Annotated in this window: 16 protein-coding genes; 4 read left to right on the top strand and 12 right to left on the bottom strand. The window is 43.5% G+C overall.

The window, feature by feature from the left end:
• Window positions 1–7: 7 nt before the first annotated feature.
• The 4 genes from Q0A12_RS15520 to Q0A12_RS15505 all read left to right on the top strand — a co-directional run bounded on the left by Q0A12_RS15520 (window position 8) and on the right by Q0A12_RS15505 (window position 5,540).
• The gene (locus tag Q0A12_RS15520) at window positions 8–1,594 is read left to right on the top strand and encodes an ABC transporter permease subunit (RefSeq protein WP_291293533.1); all 1,587 of its coding nucleotides are present in this window, start codon (window positions 8–10) and stop codon (window positions 1,592–1,594) included.
• Window positions 1,595–1,606: 12 nt separating this feature from the next.
• On the top strand, window positions 1,607–2,341 hold the full coding sequence (locus Q0A12_RS15515; RefSeq protein WP_291293532.1) for an amino acid ABC transporter ATP-binding protein: 735 nt from the start codon (window positions 1,607–1,609) through the stop codon (window positions 2,339–2,341).
• A gap of 223 nt (window positions 2,342–2,564) precedes the next feature.
• Complete coding sequence (gene brnQ, locus Q0A12_RS15510; RefSeq protein WP_291293531.1) at window positions 2,565–3,926, top strand: branched-chain amino acid transport system II carrier protein; 1,362 nt, start codon at window positions 2,565–2,567, stop codon at window positions 3,924–3,926.
• A gap of 108 nt (window positions 3,927–4,034) precedes the next feature.
• On the top strand, window positions 4,035–5,540 hold the full coding sequence (locus tag Q0A12_RS15505; RefSeq protein ID WP_291293530.1) for a helix-turn-helix domain-containing protein: 1,506 nt from the start codon (window positions 4,035–4,037) through the stop codon (window positions 5,538–5,540).
• A gap of 498 nt (window positions 5,541–6,038) precedes the next feature.
• Here Q0A12_RS15505 and Q0A12_RS15500 read toward each other — a convergent pair whose 3' ends face one another.
• The 12 genes from Q0A12_RS15500 to Q0A12_RS15445 all read right to left on the bottom strand — a co-directional run bounded on the left by Q0A12_RS15500 (window position 6,039) and on the right by Q0A12_RS15445 (window position 19,097).
• A complete protein-coding gene (locus Q0A12_RS15500) occupies window positions 6,039–6,398 on the bottom strand; it encodes a hypothetical protein (protein WP_291293529.1) in 360 nt (119 codons plus the stop codon).
• Window positions 6,399–6,510: 112 nt separating this feature from the next.
• Window positions 6,511–6,969, bottom strand: coding sequence for a low molecular weight protein-tyrosine-phosphatase (locus Q0A12_RS15495; RefSeq protein WP_291293528.1), 459 nt, complete (start codon window positions 6,967–6,969; stop codon window positions 6,511–6,513).
• 2 nt (window positions 6,970–6,971) lie between these two features.
• Window positions 6,972–7,541, bottom strand: coding sequence for a TetR/AcrR family transcriptional regulator (locus Q0A12_RS15490; RefSeq protein ID WP_291293527.1), 570 nt, complete (start codon window positions 7,539–7,541; stop codon window positions 6,972–6,974).
• Between the two features lie 173 nt (window positions 7,542–7,714).
• Entirely contained in the window at window positions 7,715–9,169 is a 1,455-nt protein-coding gene (locus tag Q0A12_RS15485; protein WP_291293526.1) for a helix-turn-helix domain-containing protein, read from the bottom strand.
• Window positions 9,147–9,629, bottom strand: coding sequence for a hypothetical protein (locus Q0A12_RS15480; RefSeq protein ID WP_291293525.1), 483 nt, complete (start codon window positions 9,627–9,629; stop codon window positions 9,147–9,149). Before Q0A12_RS15480 ends, Q0A12_RS15485 begins: the two co-directional genes overlap by 23 nt.
• 36 nt (window positions 9,630–9,665) lie before the next feature.
• A complete protein-coding gene (locus Q0A12_RS15475) occupies window positions 9,666–10,454 on the bottom strand; it encodes a class A sortase (protein ID WP_291293524.1) in 789 nt (262 codons plus the stop codon).
• Window positions 10,444–11,505, bottom strand: a complete 1,062-nt coding sequence (locus Q0A12_RS15470; protein ID WP_291293523.1) for a DUF916 and DUF3324 domain-containing protein — start codon at window positions 11,503–11,505, stop codon at window positions 10,444–10,446. The genes Q0A12_RS15475 and Q0A12_RS15470 overlap by 11 nt, the downstream gene beginning before the upstream one ends.
• 71 nt (window positions 11,506–11,576) lie before the next feature.
• Window positions 11,577–12,320 (bottom strand): WxL domain-containing protein, encoded by a 744-nt coding sequence (locus Q0A12_RS15465; RefSeq protein ID WP_291293522.1) that lies wholly within the window; start codon window positions 12,318–12,320, stop codon window positions 11,577–11,579.
• Between the two features lie 12 nt (window positions 12,321–12,332).
• Window positions 12,333–13,127 (bottom strand): WxL domain-containing protein, encoded by a 795-nt coding sequence (locus tag Q0A12_RS15460; RefSeq protein ID WP_291293521.1) that lies wholly within the window; start codon window positions 13,125–13,127, stop codon window positions 12,333–12,335.
• 14 nt (window positions 13,128–13,141) lie between these two features.
• A complete protein-coding gene (locus Q0A12_RS15455) occupies window positions 13,142–13,852 on the bottom strand; it encodes a WxL domain-containing protein (RefSeq protein ID WP_291293520.1) in 711 nt (236 codons plus the stop codon).
• Window positions 13,812–14,159 carry an LPXTG cell wall anchor domain-containing protein gene (locus tag Q0A12_RS15450; protein ID WP_291293519.1) on the bottom strand — a complete coding sequence of 116 codons (348 nt, stop codon included), beginning with the start codon at window positions 14,157–14,159 and terminating at the stop codon, window positions 13,812–13,814. The genes Q0A12_RS15455 and Q0A12_RS15450 overlap by 41 nt, the downstream gene beginning before the upstream one ends.
• Window positions 14,160–14,177: 18 nt before the next feature.
• A complete protein-coding gene (locus Q0A12_RS15445) occupies window positions 14,178–19,097 on the bottom strand; it encodes a hypothetical protein (RefSeq protein ID WP_291293518.1) in 4,920 nt (1,639 codons plus the stop codon).
• Window positions 19,098–19,489: the final 392 nt, after the last annotated feature.

Here is a 19,489-nt window from a genome sequence, read left to right as displayed (position 1 = left end):
AGAGAAAATGAAGAAAATGAATTGGTTTTGGGCCGTTTTAGCCCTCTGTTTCACTGTTGTCAGTGTATCACTTCCTGCTTTGGCAGATGATCAGACCCCAGCAGATCAGTTTCGAGTTGGGATGGAAGCGGGATATGCCCCTTTCAACTGGACACAAACTTCCGATGCTCACGGAGCAGTGCCGATTTCCGGTGAAAAAGGTTCTGCCTATGCCGGCGGTTATGACGTTCAAATCGCTAAGAAAATCGCTGAAGGTCTGGGCAAAGAATTAGTGATCGTCAAAACGCAATGGGACGGCCTAGCGCCTGCCTTGCAATCAGGAACCATCGATGCGGTCATCGCTGGGATGTCCCCTACAGCCGAACGGCGGGAACAAATTGATTTTACCGATCCTTACTATGAATCGAACTTAGTTGTTGTTGTTCAAAAAGATGGCAAATATGCGAATGCCAAAAGCTTGGCTGATTTGACCGGTGCAAAAATCACCGCCCAATTAAACACGTTCCATTACACGGTGATCGATCAGATCCCTGAGGTACAAAAAGAACAAGCCATGAAAGATTTCTCTTCCATGCGGGTCGCTTTAGCTTCTGGCATCATTGACGGGTATGTCAGCGAACGTCCTGAAGGTGTGACTGCCACAGGAGCCAATCCCGATTTGAAAATGATCGAATTTGACAAAGGACAAGGATTCGAAACCAATCCAGAGGATGTTCAAGTTGCCGTGGGTATGCGCAAAGGAGATCCGGATGTTCAAAAGGTCAATCAAATTTTGGCAGGAATCCCTCAAGAGGAACGAACCAAATTGATGGATGCAGCCATTGCGGACCAGCCGGCGGATACCACTGGAGAATCCGCGAAACAAGGTCTGTTAGCTGATTTCAAAAAAATCATCGATGACTATGGCTCGCTGTTTTTACGAGGGGCAGGACTGACACTCTTCATCGCCATCGTTTCTACAGTTGTCGGTTTGTTGATTGGTCTATTAGTCGGTGTCTTTCGGACATTGCCAGCTGCTGAAAATCCAGTCAGCCGTTTCTTCCAAAAGTTGGTCAACGCCTTATTGACGATCTATATCGAAGTTTTCCGGGGCACACCAATGATGGTGCAAGCTATGGTTATCTTTTACGGAACCGCATTAGCGTTTGGTGTTTCCATGAATCGAACGGTTGCGGCATTGTTGATCGTTTCCATCAATACCGGTGCCTATATGTCTGAAATCGTCCGTGGTGGGATCTTTGCAGTAGATGAAGGCCAATTTGAAGCCGCACAAGCAATCGGAATGACCCACTGGCAAACGATGTTCAAAGTGGTCTTGCCGCAAGTGATGCGCAATATCTTACCTGCCACTGGTAATGAAATCATCATCAATATCAAAGACACTGCCGTGTTGAGCGTAATCAGTGTTGCCGATCTTTTCTTCCAAGGAACATCGGCTGCCGGAACCAACTATCAATACTTCCAAACATTTGCGATCATCGGTGCGATCTATCTTGTCTTGACAGTCTCTGCCACCCAGATTTTACGCCTTGTCGAACGCAAAATGGATGGCCCTAGTTCCTACGTCAAACTAGAAGATATCAACCCAGATTAAGGAGGAAGACAAATGTCAGCAATTATCGAAATCGATCATTTAAAGAAAAGTTTTGGCGACAATGTCGTTTTGAAAGACATTAGTCTTTCGGTCAATAAAGGTGAAGTCGTAACGATTATCGGCTCCTCCGGTTCAGGGAAATCCACATTGCTTCGCTGTATCAATCTCTTAGAAAAACCAACCAGTGGAAAAATTATCTATATGGGCGAAAATGTGTTAGAAAAAGGCTATAGCCTACCAAAATACCGGACACATCTAGGCATGGTCTTCCAGTCCTTCAACCTGTTCAATAATATGGATGTTTTGGAAAATTGTGTCACGGGCCAAGTTACTGTTCTAAAAAGAAATCGCGCCGAAGCAGAAGAAATCGCTCGGGAGAATTTGGAAAAAGTCGGTATGAGCCGCTACGTCAAAGCGAAACCAGCCCAGTTATCTGGTGGTCAGAAACAACGGGTAGCTATCGCTCGAGCATTGTCAATGGATCCTGACGTGATGTTATTCGATGAACCGACCTCCGCCTTGGATCCAGAGATGGTGGGAGAAGTTTTAAAAACCATGAATGCGTTGGCCCACACAGGATTGACCATGGTCATCGTGACCCATGAAATGGGCTTTGCTAAAGAAGTCTCTGATCGGGTGATCTTCATGGATAAAGGCGTGATTGCCGAAGAAGGGACGCCGGAAGAGATCTTTATTCATCCGAAAGAACAACGGACCAAAGAATTTCTATCCCGAGTACTTAATTGATTCCATACTAAACTAGGGTACAAGTTGCAGACGAAATGATTTAGAAGAACAGTAGACAGCTCTTACCATTGCGGTAAAGCACTGCCCGCTTGTCCTTGCCGAGTCGTTGTCTTGCTGCTTGTTCTCTAGTTTCTTTTTTTGGTCTTTGACTAACTAAGAGTTGCTATTTGATCGTTTTTTTGTTATTTTTTTTAAAACTAAAGAACTATAGGAGTAAATTTTTATGAAGAAAAAGTTACGCATTCAAGACTATTTGTACGTTGGTTCTATGTTGTTTGGTCTATTCTTTGGTGCAGGAAACTTGATATTCCCGGTGCATATGGGACAAGAAGCCGGCAGCAATGTGCTGCTCGCTAATCTTGGTTTCTTAGTGACTGGGATTGGGTTACCCTTTTTAGGGGTCATCGCATTCGGTCTTTCCCAAAGTACCGGGGTCTTCGAGTTAGCTTCACGGATCAATCGTCGTTATGCTATTATTTTTACGGTTTTACTTTATTTAGTGATTGGTCCTTTTTTTGCATTGCCTCGTTTGGCTACGACATCCTTTGAGATCGGTTTGGTTCCCTTCGTTTCTCCAGACCTCCAAGCCCCCTTATTGGCCTTGTTTTCCATTCTGTTTTTTGGCGCTGCCTGGTGGTTTTCTCGCAAGCCTAGTAAGATATTGGATTATGTAGGAAAATTTTTGAACCCGCTCTTTCTGGTATTGCTTGGCTTACTTTTAGTCTTTGCTTTTACGCAACCTATGGGTTCGATCCAAGAAGCCCCGGTTTCCCAGTTGTACCAAGAACACGCCTTCTTCACTGGTTTTACAAATGGCTACAATACACTGGATGCGCTAGCCTCTTTGGCTTTTGGGATCATTATCGTCACTGCGATCCGTAACATGGGCATCACCAAGCCCTCTGAAATCGCAAAAGATACGATTCTTTCTGGCTCTATCAGTATCCTTTTGATGGGAATCATCTATACATTACTCTCTTATATGGGAGCGATGAGCCTCGGAAAATTTGCGATCAGCGCCAATGGTGGGATCGCATTGGCACAAGTAGCGAATCACTACTTAGGCCGTGCCGGCAGTCTGTTGCTGGCATTGATCGTCATTTTAGCCTGTTTGAAAACAGCCATCGGGTTGATCACTGCGTTTGCTGAAACCTTTGCAGAATTGTTTCCAGCAAAAAGCTACTTGTTTTTCAGTGCTGTTGCCAGCATTCTGCCAGCAGTCTTTGCAAATGTCGGCTTGACGAAGATCATTGAATTCTCAACTCCCGTTCTGATGTTTATCTATCCATTGGCGATTACATTGATTTTGTTGGCGATCATCAGCCCGTTGTTCCAGCATCGTGCCAGTGTCTATCGCATGACGACGTATTTCACTTTGGTGGCAGCTATCATCGATGGCTTAAATGCGAGTCCAGCGATCCTTCGGGACACGACGGTCGTCCAATACCTCTTAAAAACAGCAGAGAAGTACCTGCCTTTCTTCGAGATTGGTATGGGGTGGCTGACACCCGCAGTTATCGGTTTCATCCTCGGTCTTGCTTGGGTTTGGTACAAAAAAGAACCGAAATCCGTCAAAAATCATTAATTCATTAAAAATGACCTACCAATTTTGCAAGGTAGGTCTTTTTTTTTGATAAAAGACTGACAGTTGAACTAAAAACAGGTACAATAGACCCATTAAAGGAGGATATTTATGTTTTACGAAGAACTTATGATGGATCCGCAGACGTTGATCAAATTTAAATTATTCCGGCGCATGCTTACTTTACAAAATCCAAATCATCCAATCGCGCAATTAGCTAAAGAAATGGATTTGAGCTATCAGCAAACATTTATTGAGCTAACTGAGATCGATCAGGATTTACACGAGTTGACCCCGGATCACTTGTCGATACTTGGACGTGGTGGCAAGCTGCAGCCCCAAAATATTGCGGCGACGATTGATGAGTACCGATTTTATCTTTTGAACAAGAGCGTACCATTTTTATATGTTCTTTATATGCTGAATGAAGAAAATCCGACGATTACGGATTTTTGTAAGAAATATGATGTCAGCCGTTCAACAGTATCCCGAAAATTCGAATATTTAAAGAATCATTTAAAGCAGTTTCACTTGCGTTTTACTTATACAGAATCCAATCTCGTTGGCGATGAGCGCTTAGCACGGCTTTCCTTGTTCAATATTATCTGGCTAGGTGTTCGAGGGATCAAATGGCCCTTTGCCGTTTCAGAATCTGATGCAGAAGCATTTGTCGATGCCTTTGCTAGCTATTTTCCGATTTCTCGTTCCTATCTAGGGAAGCTGGAATTAAAATATTTTGCTGCTCTGATCCTTTTGCGTATGAGAAAAGCCAACTTTGCTAAATACGATCGCCGCTATAATTTTTTGATGAAAAATAACCGCTATTATGATTTTAATCGCTTACGCGACACGTTAACAGCAGAAACTGAACTGACAGAAAAACAGCTTAAAGGAGAATCCAGCTTTATCTATCTCCTCTCGCAAATGCTGCCTTTCTACTTGTCTGAGGAAGATCCTTCTTTGCAACAGGCATTGGCTTTTTATACAACGAAGCAAAATCCGATCTATCCGCTGGTCTCAGATTTTCTTGCCCAGATGAAGCAAACTTATTTTGCTGAACAACAAGAGCTTTTGGACGATCCGATCCTGATTGGCAATCTGATCAATGCAGCTTTTGGCAACTATGTCTTCCGTCAACCCTTTCCTAATATCTATCGACTGCTTACGCCGTCAATGGATCACGGACTGCCGCAAGAACAATTGCATCAGCATATTGATCAATTTTTTACCGACTATCGCTCCGCGAACAATGTAGATTATATCAACGACATCAATCAAGAACAGTTTGCCGCGATGTTTACTCACGTCTTGCTGCCATTTTATGACAAGATCCGCTACTCCAACCGGTTGCATGTGGGTGTCGTTTTGGAAGACAACTTCTTACTTGTTCAATCACTTAATCAATTTCTGCAAGATTTGACCTTTGTGCAAGCAGATCCTTACGATCCGCAGCTAAAGGATACCTATGACTTGGTGATCAGTTCCAACCAATTAATGAAAAAAATGAACCCAACCATGGCCACTTATCTTTGGGATTATGCAGCTGCGGATGCCCAATATATCGATCTTTACCGCACATTGAAAAAATACTTCAATGAAAAAAATCAGCAAGTGTAACCGAATCGTTACCGATTCTTAAGAACTTCCGAAAACTTTTGTCACAAAATATTCATATTTAATGAGTATAGTATAAGCATACCAACAAACAACCCTAACACTTTTTCATTTTTAACTCCTTCCCGCCGGCCACCCACCGGCGGGTACTTTTTTGTCTTTTTTTCTTGAACTGCAATCTTTAAAACTTTCCAAGCTTTTCTACACAAAAAATTCACATTTGGCGACTATAGTATAAGCATACCAACAAACAACCCTAACTAACACTTTTCATTTTTAACTCCTAGCCTGTCAGCCACCCACTGACAGGCTCCTTTTTTTGTCTTTCCCCCCTCTGAATCAAAAGCTGCTGGCAAAAACGCCTCTGATCTCAATTCATTGCTGAACCTAAAAAAAGTCTGTGAGCAGTAAAACAACTACCTTTGCTGTGCTGAATGGCTCCCACGCCATCGCGGCATCTCTGCTTAGGTATCTTGTTTTGACTTGCGTCACAGACTTTTTTTATTTTTCCGGTCGCGTTGCTTTGACCTTTAATGTACTGACCTTTAAAACATTCGTCAAAGGGATCATGCGAATCTGTTGCCGATCACTTTGCAGTTTTAAAACGACTTGTTCTTTGGCCACCGTCTTTCCAACGATCCATCCGGCAATCGTCTCAAAACTACCAACCTTAGTTTTGACTTGCAAAACAACCAAATGCTTGTCACTGGCCGCTTTTTGCAAAATTTGCCGAATCTCATTGATCTTTTCGGTTTGATTTCTTTTATCGGCATTGTCACTGAAGAAAGTATCCAACAAGGTTGTCGAAGTCATAACAATCAACTTGCCCAGCTGCCTGATGGGCGATGATTTCTTTTCCATTGGTCTTTCCTTTCTGCTAACAGCAGCGGGTTTCTCGCAAAACCGCACATACGTTCTCATTTATTGCTTTCATTTTAACAAATTCTGAGGAAAACACAAGCGAACATTGCCTTTAATTGGCGCTACGGGCAATTTTTTCCAGCCAAAGGGGGAGTCCTGCTTGAATCAATTGGTATGTCTGCTGAAAATCACCGGTGTAATAAGGATCCGGAATATCTTTTGGCGCTTCAGGAACGATGCTTAAATAGGTATATAGCTTATGCTCCGTACCGGCTGGAGCCATGGCGAGTAAATCCTCATAATTGCTGTGATCCATGCCTATGATCCAGTCATAGGTCTTAAAATCTTCGGGTGTGATCTTACGGGAGACCATTCCCTGCCAAGGAACCCCTGCCGCTTCCAAAACCTTGCGCGTACCTGGATGCGGGGGATTGCCAGCTTCCCATGAACTGGTGGCTGCTGAATCGATCTGCCAAGGGAATTGCCCTTCGATTACGGCTTGCTTAAAAAGCCCTTCTGCCATCGGTGAACGACAAATATTTCCTAAACAAACAAATAACACTTTGGTCATTCTTATTGCTCCTCTTTTTGATAAATTTGATAAGAAAAAAATTCGACATCTTTTGCCAAACGAAAAAGCTGCGTTGCAATTTCTAACGGCATTTCCGGAAAATCATCACGAATCCAAGTTTCTAAGATTCCGCTACAGCCATACGAAAAAAAACGGCTGTAAAAAGCAATGTCTTGCTGCGACAGTTGCTGCTCCTCATCGACTTCGTCAAACAAGCGCTGAAACAAAGGCTCAGTGATTTGATAAAATTCACTCATCAAAATGTCGCGATCATAGGTAACTGATTTCCGATAAAACAGCCCATTTTGTCGCATCGCCTTCAACATTTTCAATGCTGCTTCCTCCCAATTATCCAGTGAGATATTTTCGGAGGTTAAATAAATCAGCGCATCTGTTTGGTAGATCCAACGTATCAATGATTTTTTATCTGGAAAGTGATAATAAAAGGTTTGCCGATTGATCTGCGCTGTTTCAGCCAATTCCTGAATACTGATTTTATTTATTTCTTTTGTTTCACAAAGTTCAACGAATGTTTGCCCAATGACTGCTTTGGTTTGATTCCCTTCTGCCATGGTACACCTCTTTTTCCAATTCTCTCCTTATCATACCAAATTTCCACCAAAAAAAGTATTCCTGCAAAAAAATCCCTACACAGAGGAAGAGACAAAATGAAAAAAATCGAAAACATCGCTGTCTTCGATTCCATCTTTCAATTTGCTGTCCTAACCGCCAGCTCATAAAATTATTATTCAAAATGTTCTTTTAAAAATTCTCTGCGAATCCCAATCACTTTCTCGGTAAAATTCACCCAATCCACCGGTCGCGGCGGCGACAACCATAGAATATGATCGATCCCCATCGCCCCATAAAAAGCCATATTAGAAAGGGTCAGATGGGTTTGCTCATCGGGAAAATTTTGAAACTGAATGTTTAAATCAAGGATTTTCTCAATGTTATTCCGAATCATTTGATTATAGGAACGGCCATAGGAGAAATCAACACAGACATAAAGAGGAACAGAGATCTCCTTTACTGGAATCGTTGAAATCAGTAAAATCAAATAGCGAAAAAAAAGAAACTCCTTATTGTTCCACAAAATCGGTCGATTCCGGTTTTCTTCGAGATACTTGCGGCAAAAAGCCACATACTCTGGATAGGTTTCTAAAAAATACGTGACGTCCAGATGCTGGTATTCACAACGGGAACTGAAAGAAAAAGAAAGTAATTGATAATGAATGCTGGTTAATTCCGTTGTAAGAAGTGTCAGAGTCTCTGGAGAAAGGGCGAAACGATCTGTAAGTTTGGAAAAGAAATGTTCATTCAATTGCGCGATGTACTGGTTCTGATTAATGTAACGATCATTTTCCACTAACCAGCCTTCTACAATCAAAAACCGCAATATTTCCCGCGCTTCTCGTTCCAAGGTGGCTGCATTCGCCTGCGGAACGATTTTTGCCAGCCAGGCCTGCAGCTCTTCAACGATGCGCAAGTGTTCTGCATGGATCAGTCCGTCCTCCACGACATTCTGCAGAAAATGCCCATTGCACATTCGAGTGATGATAATCCCTAAAAACTGGTCTTTGCGGATCTGCATCCGAGCTGATTGCTGGGGATTCATCCACTCCTGATCGTTAAGCATATCAAATGTCTTTCGTTTCATCTCAATTTCTTTAGGGAAAAGCGATTGATTCAAATAATATTCTTTCATAAAAAACAATAGTATGAATTCTCTGATCTCATTTTCTTCTCCGGCCAACCGAAATTCCTTCGTCACTTCAATGTCATAGTCGTTAAGAATCTGCTTAAAGAGTTTGAATTCCTTGTAAACAGGGGTATGACTTAAAAAATGGTTGGTGGCAAATTCATAAAGTGAGACAAGCTGTTCAAAAAAGCATTCTCTCAGCATCGAAAATTTCAGTGATTGGTCTAAATAATACGTCAAAACCGTATCTGAGGTTGCTAGACCCGAAGCGTTTAATTTGATTACTGTGCCATCGGTGACAATCCCAAATTCATCCTCCAAACCAAATTCATAAAAGTCTGTATTCAATTCCTGTACGGTTTTATTAATCAAAAATTCCGACATCATCAAATTGTCTATCAGCACCTCTTTGGTCTCGGATAAAGAAACGGCATTTTCCAAATATTGAAGTAGTTGTAGTTTCCGTTTATCCGCCTTATTCAAAAATGTCAAAAACATGTGTTTTAAGTCCTCCATCGTTCGTTTGTCCATAAAGGACGCTTCCGGTAAATAAATAGCATAAGTTCGTCAAGTAAGACTGCTTATCATCTCCACCACTACCTGAATCCTCATCAGGCAACGCTAAATCGATCGACAGACCTTCTGACAGAAACATATCGGCCACCGTCAATCGTTTCGTCAATTGCTTATGAGCAGGTAAAAATCGCTTGGTTTCATTCGACAATTTCTGTTCCTCATGTTGGGTTTCTTTGGGTTGCTCTTCCTTTACAGGCGATGGTTCTTCTGCCTCAGGCGCTTGTTCATCGACAGGAGCCGTTAGAGGAGGATCTTTGGGAGTGATTTCTTCTGAAGGATTTAATGGATTGTAGATGGTAGCGAATACCACCTGTTCTGCGGCCAGATCGATCATTCCGATAATAATAACGGCCCCTAACACATAGCCAAATTTATGTTTCATTGATCATTCACCGCCTTAAATAGTTCTATCTAGGGACTAGTCACTTGTTTTACGTGTCATTAATCGATGGGTCCCCCAGAGACAGCCCCACATCATCAGAAAAAGCAACAGCAGAATGCCCCAGCTATCTCTTGCTTGCTGCTGCCACAGCTGTTTTTGTTGGTGCCTTATCTTTTGTGTTTCTTTCTTGGTAGTCTCTGTTTGTGCATCTTCTTTTACCGCCATTGAAATCGGCTTTGCCGTAATCACTAATCGTTGATCCGTCCTAGTCGGTGTTGGACAAGTGATCAAGGTTAAGTGGGGCTGCTGATTGCCGATCACTTCTAAATCCGTTTCAGCAACTTCTTTGATTGCATCAATCGTATAAGTGTGCGTTTGTTCTAAATAAGTGACTCTCACTTCCATTCCGACTTTTGCTTGTTTCAACAAACCGAATAAGAGACTTTCTCGGCCTAAATGGTGCCCTAAGATCACGAAATTATCTTGCGTCAGTGAACGTTCTGGAAACATAACGACGCCCCCTCGCCTCAATTGCTGATTGGTCAGCCCGATTAGGAGGGGTTGTTGAAACTGAAGGACCTCGATGGAAACAAAGCCATATGCAGTAACTTGCGCTGAGTCCGCGGTTAGAACCTCTTCAATCGTCGGGATCTGAATCGGCTCTTCTGCGACAAATTCATTGGGCAATTGCTCCGCTATGACCAGCTGGCTTTGCCCTAACTGGATGCCAATAACATTTTCTTTGAGAAATGGGAAAGAAAGTAAAATGAACCCGCAAATAATCAGTCCATCGATGATGATTTGCCAAAACCAGTTATTCTTCATCCTTTTTCTTCCGACGATACCAAATAAGCAAAAGCGCGAGAATCAATAAGAGCAGCCCAATCAACAGGTAGATCCATGTATGGTCTTGTTCGATGGTGACATCTTTTTGATTAAGATCGCGAGCCACATCTCCGGCTACTGTAAACTCTTTTTCAAATTCCCATTTATATAAATAGGTTTCTTCCTCTTCCCCATTTTTGACCTTATACTGTCCTTGATCACTTTTTCCGCTATACGCAACGGATTTTAGCACATACTCCCCTGCTTCAAGCTTTTGTCCTTGTAAGGAGATAGGATAGGAGAAATGGGAGTTCGGCGCCATCTGCATCTTAGCAGTATCCGAAGAATAAAGACTGTCTGACTGTCCTTTTTTAGTGACTTCGTTGATCAACCGAAAGGAATTCAAATAAGTAGCTGTCGGATTTTGCAATGTCACATTGATGACATTGCGGGCATTCACTTGACTCGGTGCGACGGCTACTAAATTCAAATCCGGGGTTACCTCATCCGTTGTTTGCCGCAACAAGATCCCCACGACATAGGCATATTCATTTTTGATGGCTAGTCCCTTATCCGTAGACGAATCAGCAGTCGCCGCTGTTTTTTCTTTGAATGTCACACCACCTGAAATCACCCCTGTAAAGTCTTCTGCAGGCATCTTTATTTTTATCGGCAATGTGATTTGAGATTTCTTAGGAATTGTAATGGTCTCTGCAACCTCCACTAAGTCCTTTAGATTGTGTTTTAAGGTTTCATCCGGTTCGATATCGTTGGGACCATATTCAACCACACCATTGAGATTGGTGGTGGCGGAAGCAATCTTCGGTTCGATCACCACATCGTTATTCGTATCATTTCTTAATTGAACTTCCACAGTTTGAACAGAACCCGGAGCCATTTTTAAATCAAAGTAAGTTTTCGCTTTATCGATTTGGTTTTCTGGTATAACGGGATTGACAGCAAAATTGAGCTCAGATGCCAGTCCTTTTACCGAAAAGAAAAAGAAAAAACTTGCTAGTATTAACGTAACGAGGGACTTGCTTTTTTTCATAATGGATTTGTTCCTTTCTATCTATGTATCGCCCTTAAGCGAAAATGGTCAGTGCTCAAGGGCGTGGATGACTAAGGATTCGTCGGTGTATCTGTCAACAACCAAGTAAGCGTAGTACTATACTTCGTGGCATATTTTGTTGTTGAACCCGGCACTTCTAATTCAACACTTTTTAGTGCTGCAGACAAGCTGTCTCCCCAGCTCATCAGGTAAGTTCCGGCGCCTTCCCCTTCTTGTGCACTCATGACTAATGATTCAGCACCGTTAGGATTCAATGTGATTGCACCATTAATGTGAGAAGGTTTTGGTGAATCGGATGGTGTAACGATCGTGCCATTCTTCAAGCGGATTTGAGCTGCTTGTAACTCTTGGTCTTCGGCTGTTTTAAACTGGCCATTCTGTTTGACGTGCAATGTCCAACCGCTTTCGGTTCCTCGGTTATCTGTGACTTGGACAAAGTTTGGTCCTTGTTGCCCTGTGCCTTTTGAATCCACATATTCTTGAGGCGCAGCGTAATAGGTTTCCGTTTTTGAAGTGATGATTTGCGTACCAAAATACAAACTAGAAGCAAAATCGATTGATAACGGGCCAGTGGTTCCTGGCTCAGGATCTCCACCAGGTGTGGTCGGGTCGACTGGTTTGATTGGATTTTCTGGATCCGGATCCGTTGGACTGATTGGATCCGTTGGTTCTGTGTTTGGTTCAAAGATAATTTGGCCGTTTGAATGATAGGCGGCTACCTCTGCTGCTTGAACAGAGATCGGTAGTGCCATTCCCAACCCTACGAAGGCTACTGCAGTTACTAATTTTTTCATTTTTTCTACTCCTTATGCTTCATTTTCTGGTGTATCAGCCAATGTCCAAGTCAATGTTGTTTTATAGCTAACGGCGTCTTTCGGTGTACTGCCAGGTACCGTTAATGCGATTGCTTTCGTAATCGCTGATTCGACTTCTTGGTCATTGCTGTCTAGCTCCGTCACTGTTTCAACACTTCCCCAGGCATCGACCCAAGTTCCCGCACCGGATCCCACAGCCGCCGTCATCACGACTGATTCTGAGCCGTTGGCATCTAATGTAATGGTCTGTGTTGGAGTGGGTTCAGTCACACCGACTGCATTCGACTTTACTGTAGGGTTCGTTAAGGAAATCACCGATCCTGTCAATTCTTGATGCAATGTATGTTCATTTTTGAATTGTCCATTTTGTTTTACAGTCAAACGCCACCCTGCATTGTTTCCCCGATTATCTGTGACTTGCACATAGTTTGCGGTTTTCAACGTTGCTACGGTTCCATCATCATTCAAGTAGGTTTGAGCCCGTGCATAATAGGTCTCATTTCTATTCGATATTTTATTGACACCAAAGTCTAAGCTTGAGGCGTAATCGATGGATAGTGGACCGTTAGTACCTGGAGTCGGCCCTTCTGGATCAGTAGGATCGACAGGATTCACTGGGTTTTCCGGGTCAGGATTTTCTGGATTCACCGGATTCGTAGGGTCTGTATTAGGAATAAAATCAACTACCCCATTTGATTGATAATCCGCTGTTTCTGCTGCCGACACATTCCATGCGCCAGCAGTCATTCCTAAACCAATTCCCACAAATACAAAAGCTCTTTTCATTTTTTTACCCCTTCTTATTCAGTCTCTGGTACATTTTTGAGTTTCCAAGTCAACGTTGTCCGATACTCTTTAGCGAGTTTGACGGAACGACCTGGAACGTTTAATTTTACAGCAGTCGCTCCTTCTGTTTCATCTGCACCAAACTTATAGATCCAAGTGCCCATCCCTTTGCCTTCTGGCGCATTGACCAAGTTCACTTCGCTATCTGGGACAAAGGTATGTGCTTCAGTTACTGTTGGTGCATATAGCATATCTGTCACAGAGGTAGTTTTTCCTGATGAAATGGATAAGGAAGCTCCTTCCAGCACGTCATTCTCCGCCGTCTTGAATTGACCATTTTGAACGACACTTAGTGACCAACCCTCTTGCGTGCCGCGCTTATCCGTTACTTGGACATAATTTGGTCCTCTGGAACCAGAAGAAAACTCTTGCAAGTTTGCGTAGTAATCCATGGTTTCAGAGGTGATCTTTTGATTGCCAAACTGAAAGCTTGAAGCAAAGTCGATCGACAAAGGTCCGGCTGTCCCTGGATTTGGCCCATCGGGATCGGTGGGATCAATTGGTTCAACTGGTTTTTCAGGATCGGTAGGATCCACTGGTTTGGTAATGGAATCGTCCGCTTCAAAGGTGACTGCCCCATTAGATGTATATTCTGCTGCCACTGCCGTCTCTAAGAATACTGAACTAAAGATGAGAATACCCGCTGTAAATACTATTTTTTTCATTTTGTCTACTCCTTTTTGATAAAATAATGAATGCTGCCAAAAAACAGATTCCTCCCGTAAGCTGAAGAGGGCTGTAATGACTTGAACCTGTTGCTGGCAGAATTTTTTCCCCTTGTTGATTGCTTTGCTGATTTCCCGGCACCTTTGCAGGTGTTTCTGGCTCTTCTTCTGGCTCTTTTGGATAGTCATAGACACCGTAAAATGTCGCCATCCCATTGCTATCATAAGCACCAAGCTCCGTAGCGAAGGCAGTTGCGGAAAAAAAGAAAAACCAGCCAAGGATACTTCCAATAATGATTTTTTTCATCTATACTCTCCCTGCCTTTTATGGATTTCCGGGGGCAGACACCAGTTGCCAGGACAAGGTTCCGCTATAGTCACCTGTTTTTTGTTTTTCTACCGGAACAACTAGTTTAAGACCTTTATTTTCTACTTCTCCCCACTCTTGATTCACAAGATAATTGCCGTTTTCTGTCAATTCTCGCTCTTCAACAATAATTTCCCCATTTGTTAGTGCTTGCTCTATCCCATCTTTCACAAAGAATAAGGTGTTTTCTAATTGATCGGTACCGCTAGTCAAGCTCTGCTGTTCTTTTACGGTAAGCCGCCAAGGACTCCGTTCTGATCCTCGTGTATCTTTGACAATCAAATCTCCTTGAATATCTGCCCAATAGGTTTGAGTGGAGGTGGCAATTTTTTGTGCCCCAAAATCAATCGTTGTCGGCACGCTGCTCAATGTCAGCTCACCGGCAATCGCCACATTCACTGTTTTTTCAACCGTTTGATCATCTTCACTGTAACGATAGGTCGTTGCAACATTTTTGAGCAACTCCTCCTCGGTAGCTTGCTGGATTGCGTCAAATGCTTCTAATCCAACTTGTGGCAGTTGCGCTTCTCGGCCGTCAGCAAAAATTGTTGTGGCTTGGGTATATGCTGCCAAATCAGCTTGATTCGTGATGGCCTTGGCTTCTGCTAAAGTCAAGCGACTATCTTTGGCATAGACAGCGAATTGCCGATCACTTGCTAACACACTCTCGTTTTTGACCACGACGAGGTTGACCTTTTGTTCAAGTCCCGTTTGATTTGCTGTCCCGGCGTTGAAAGTCACTGGATGACTGCGAGAAACGGCGTTGCCTAGTGGTTCCCGAATCTCGGCTAATGTTTCTTCCGTCAGACTATCGGTAAAGAAAGGGCGCCCTTGTGCCTGCAAGTAGTCCAGTGCTTCTTCTTTGGTAAGGTTCTCCGCTTCTTGCTCCGTAATAATGGCGTTCTGAGCCTGAAGCTCCGCTTGATTCGAGTAAGTAACTTTCACTTGATAACTATATTCCCCATCAGGAATCTGCCACTTGACTGGATCTGAATTTGTTTGTTCCGCGATCGTTTCAGTTTCACTAGAGGTTTTACTTGACTGGATTTTCCCCGCATAAAACCAAGAGCCCGTATTTTTGGTTTCTGGTGTAAAGGTCAATGTTGGCAAAGTCGTGACGGTATACGGAATGAGCAGTCGCCCTTTTTGAACCTGAACGCCAGCAATATCTGTTCCCCATGCTTGAAGCACCAGTGGCGCATTATTTTCTTTGACCCCTGCCACATCATGAGTGATCGTACCTTGCCCATCAGCAATCCCGGGCATTGTGACTTCATAGTCGATGATTGACCCTGGAATCGCGATCCCATAGCCATTGGCTCCGGTCACATCATTGTCCCCAATAAATGTTTTTCCAGTCGCCTTTTCAATACCGCTAAAGGTGATGGGGGTGATCGTCGCAGCATTCGTTGCAACTGGATTGACAGTCAACACTTGGTAGCTAGTGACTTCTCCAAACCAAGTTCCCTGACTTGTTACTCGTGCTGCAGCATCGTTCTCGGTATTTTTGATCCAAGTCAAATGATCTTTTTGGGGATCTGGTACTTCAAAATCAGAAATATTGACCCGACCATTGCCTGGTGGCGATTCAAGTGTTGCTTCACCTTCAATGGTCAATTTACTTCCTGAGACGACATTTGCAGCTGAAGAAATTCCAATACCGGCATTTTTCGATAGCCGGATCGTCCCAAACTGGTGATAGGTTGTTCCATGAGTTGCGGCAGTCGCTAAGCGGCCATTCTTGATATCTCCGCCATTGGCCATCAGTGTCACGCCATTTGTCACCGTCAGCTCAGTAAAGTTGACAAGCCCTAGTCCGGTCATAGAAATCGGCACGTCTTGGTAAGTGTTCGTTCCGTCTACATTTTCTCCCACATTCACTTTGACTTGGTTCGTACTGTTGCCAATGATGGTATTGGTAAAATTATCTGTGGCATTCCCGCCAGAGATCCCATTGATACTTTTGGCCCCTTGGATACGCAACTCGACATCCCTTAAAATCTTATTTGAGGAAATATTCGAGTAGTAAGTGGTATATAAATTACCAATACTGGAATCTTGTGCTTGAATGTTCATTATGATTTTGCCGCTTCTTGTGTTGCTCGCCGTTCGGCCGCCATCTCCATAAATCGTGGCACCATTTAAGACATCCGAGCCTGGTTTTGTATAAATGTTCAGCGTAATCGTATTCGACGTATCTGTTCCGACAATATTCGTACTATTGTAAGGATTCCCACCAGAAATATTGGTCCCGCTAGGCAATTTAAATTCGCCATCATAATTTCGCAAATCCAATGTTAAACTGGCATTTCCTAACAGTCTGCCATTGTTGGTCACACCGCCGGAAAAACCATTCGATCCGGTTCGTGGTGTGCCAGAAAAGTCTCCCCCAAAAATCCGGTTATTGGAATTTCCATTGATGGTATGAGAACTTGCGACGCCATAAGATGCTCCCATGGAGGCATTGATCACGCCATCATAAACCGTTACGGCCACATCGCCGCCGATCAGAAGATCGTCCCAACCGCCGCCAGACAAAAACCAATCCACTTGTCCGTTATTGACAGTGGTTTCGCTATTGCCGTAGACTCTTCTGCCGGTATAACCAGCCCCTTCCAAGGTGTCCACGATTCCAGAATTCAATGTATTCGATGTATTGCCTTCAATAACTCCTGAAAAAGAGCCGCCATAGGTCCAGCGCGCAACCGTATTGTTTAAAATCGTTTTCGTATTCCCTTTGATATAGATGTCCCAAGCAGTTCCTGGATAGCCGCCACCGCCGACAATATCCCAGCCGGATAATTCGCCGCGATTTTTGGTCGTGGTAGAATAAGCAAGATTCGATGGCTTCGTTCCTATATAAGCAATACCGTCTCCACCTGGACTGCTATCTGCTGTAATCGACCCCACTTCAATCGTGGTATTCCCATCAATGTAGCCACCGCGACCTGCGGCTGTGGTATAGGTTGCACCATTTGAAAAAGAGCCGCTGACTAGATGGGAGGTAATATTGCCGTATACTTTGAAACTTGCCCCCGCTTCTGCTAATTGAGCCCGTTGCGCTGGCGTGTAGTTATCGTAAGTCGTTGTATTTGAGGCCCCCATCGAACTTTGAGAGAGGGTGCTGACATTGTTTCCGCCGCCACCATTGAAGTCCCCAATTCCGCCAACATTGGCACTAGGTCCCGCTTTGACCGTATTTACGATATTTCCTTTGATCGTGCCAGTATTGCGGTTGCCACCTTCAAAAGTTGCCCGACCTGTAGTATAGAGACTCGAGTCAAGATTCGTTCGAATGGCATCTTTTGTCGGATCCGAGCCAATGTCCCCATAATAGGAACCACCGATAAACCGATTAGTTGTCCCAGTCCAGCCTCCGTTACCAGAAACGGTGTTGTTTACACTTCCGCTAATCTTGCCATACTGAACGCCACCAACGAATGTGCCTAAACGAAAATTACTATTCCCCGTAGCAATCGTCGTTTCAACATTCCCCGTCACATTGGCTGCATTTGTAGCGCTTGATCCAACACCACCGCCATAATAATTTGTCAATGTACCATTCAATTGCTTGATGGCCACTTTTGTATTACCAGCGATCGTTCCAACATTGGCTCCTCCTGCAATGGTGCTTATCCCAGAGACGGTATTGTTGACGTTGATCGTTGCATTCCCCGTCAACGTGCCACCGCTTTGGTTGCCCCCATAAATGTTCCAGGTACCTGAGCCTGTGCCATTGAGTGTGATCGTCGGATTGCCTTCCAAATCCCCACTGTTGGTGCCACCATATATCGTAAACCCATTTCCAGTAGCCCCGCCGTTCAAGGAAAGACTGTTGCCGTTCATGTACATCGTCGTTCCCGTATAATTAAGGTTCCGTAAAACCACGTCGGAGCCAAAGTAGGTGCTCGTCCCGAAAGCAACTGTTCGACTACCCGAAGTCAGCGAGGTCGAAGTTGTGATCGGATCCTCTGCCTGCCCGGTCAGTATCAAACGACTGATTTTTCCTTGTAAAGCATAGAAAGTCATATTGGTACTGTCGACCGTATCTGGTATCGTTTTTGCAGTTAAAGCTGCAGGTAATGTCAAAGTACCTCCTGACCCAATGTATAGCGCAAATTCACCACCGTTCCCATTCTGGTACATGGCAAACAATGCTTGGCGAATGCCCTCCACGCTATTGGGATATTCCGCATAGGCTGCGCCATCCCCGGCTGGACTTGGAACCGCAATCACCCGAGAAGTATCCGCACTTGCGATGACTTCCTTGATAGATTCCTCTGCCAGAGAACTCATAACACGGAGGTTCCTTGCTTGTTTAAAGACTGCCTGCAAGGTTTGATCTTGTTCGATAACCATATTTTGCAAATCTTCATTGCTATACAGCTTCCCATCTAGCTGCCAGCCTTCAAAAAGTTTCGGGTTCTTAAAAACAGGAATTTCCTTTGCTGTCAGGCGCTCTCCTCTACTTTTTTTAAGTCGAAAAGTTGCTTCCCCTGTTTCAAACAAATGATTTTCCGTACTTTTGAAGGTTACCATCACCGTTTCTGCCTCTTCTGATTCTTCTATCGTATTTTCTGAAGAGCTCGGGACAGTCCCTAAATCGGATTGTGCTTCAGATGCTGAGTGATCGGTCACAGGAGTTGAGGACTCAGTCTCTTCAGCCGATACATTTTCTTGTTTTGTGGTGTCTCCACTACTTTCTTTGGTACCTTCGTTACTCTTGTCGATACTGCCTAGTTTTCCCGAGTCGTTGACTGTGTGGGTAGTTTCACTTTTTTCTGGTATGCTTTCTGCTTGCGTAACCACCTCTGCATAGGAAAAACAAGGGGAAGATAACAATAGAAAAACAAGAAAAGTAGGTAAAAAACGCTTCACTTTATCCCTCCTAACTGATAAAAATGAGGAAAATACCGCATAGAACACGTGACATGCTATCCATAGTCTATCCTCAAACTAAAAATGGATTATAATTTTTTTTTCGTCCGTTTCAAAATTATGATTATAAATGATTCATGATAAATAGTTGTTTCTTCTCATTTTTTATTTTCCAGATTGTTTCTTTGTGAGAATCAATGATGGAAATATGACAAGACAGGCAGTAACTCATCCAAGCATACTAAAAAAAGAAACAAGTTCAAGGAATATGATTAGAGAAAGATTAAAAAAATCACATAATAAAGCAATGATCTCCACTAAAAAAACGCCGTCAATCCTAAAGGTTTCATTGATTTTTCCATAAAAAAGAAATCGCCAACACCGTTGTATTT

This window comes from Enterococcus sp. (assembly GCF_022711995.1).
Classification (GTDB): domain Bacteria; phylum Bacillota; class Bacilli; order Lactobacillales; family Enterococcaceae; genus Enterococcus_D.
This window is presented reverse-complemented; position numbering and strand designations above follow the sequence as displayed.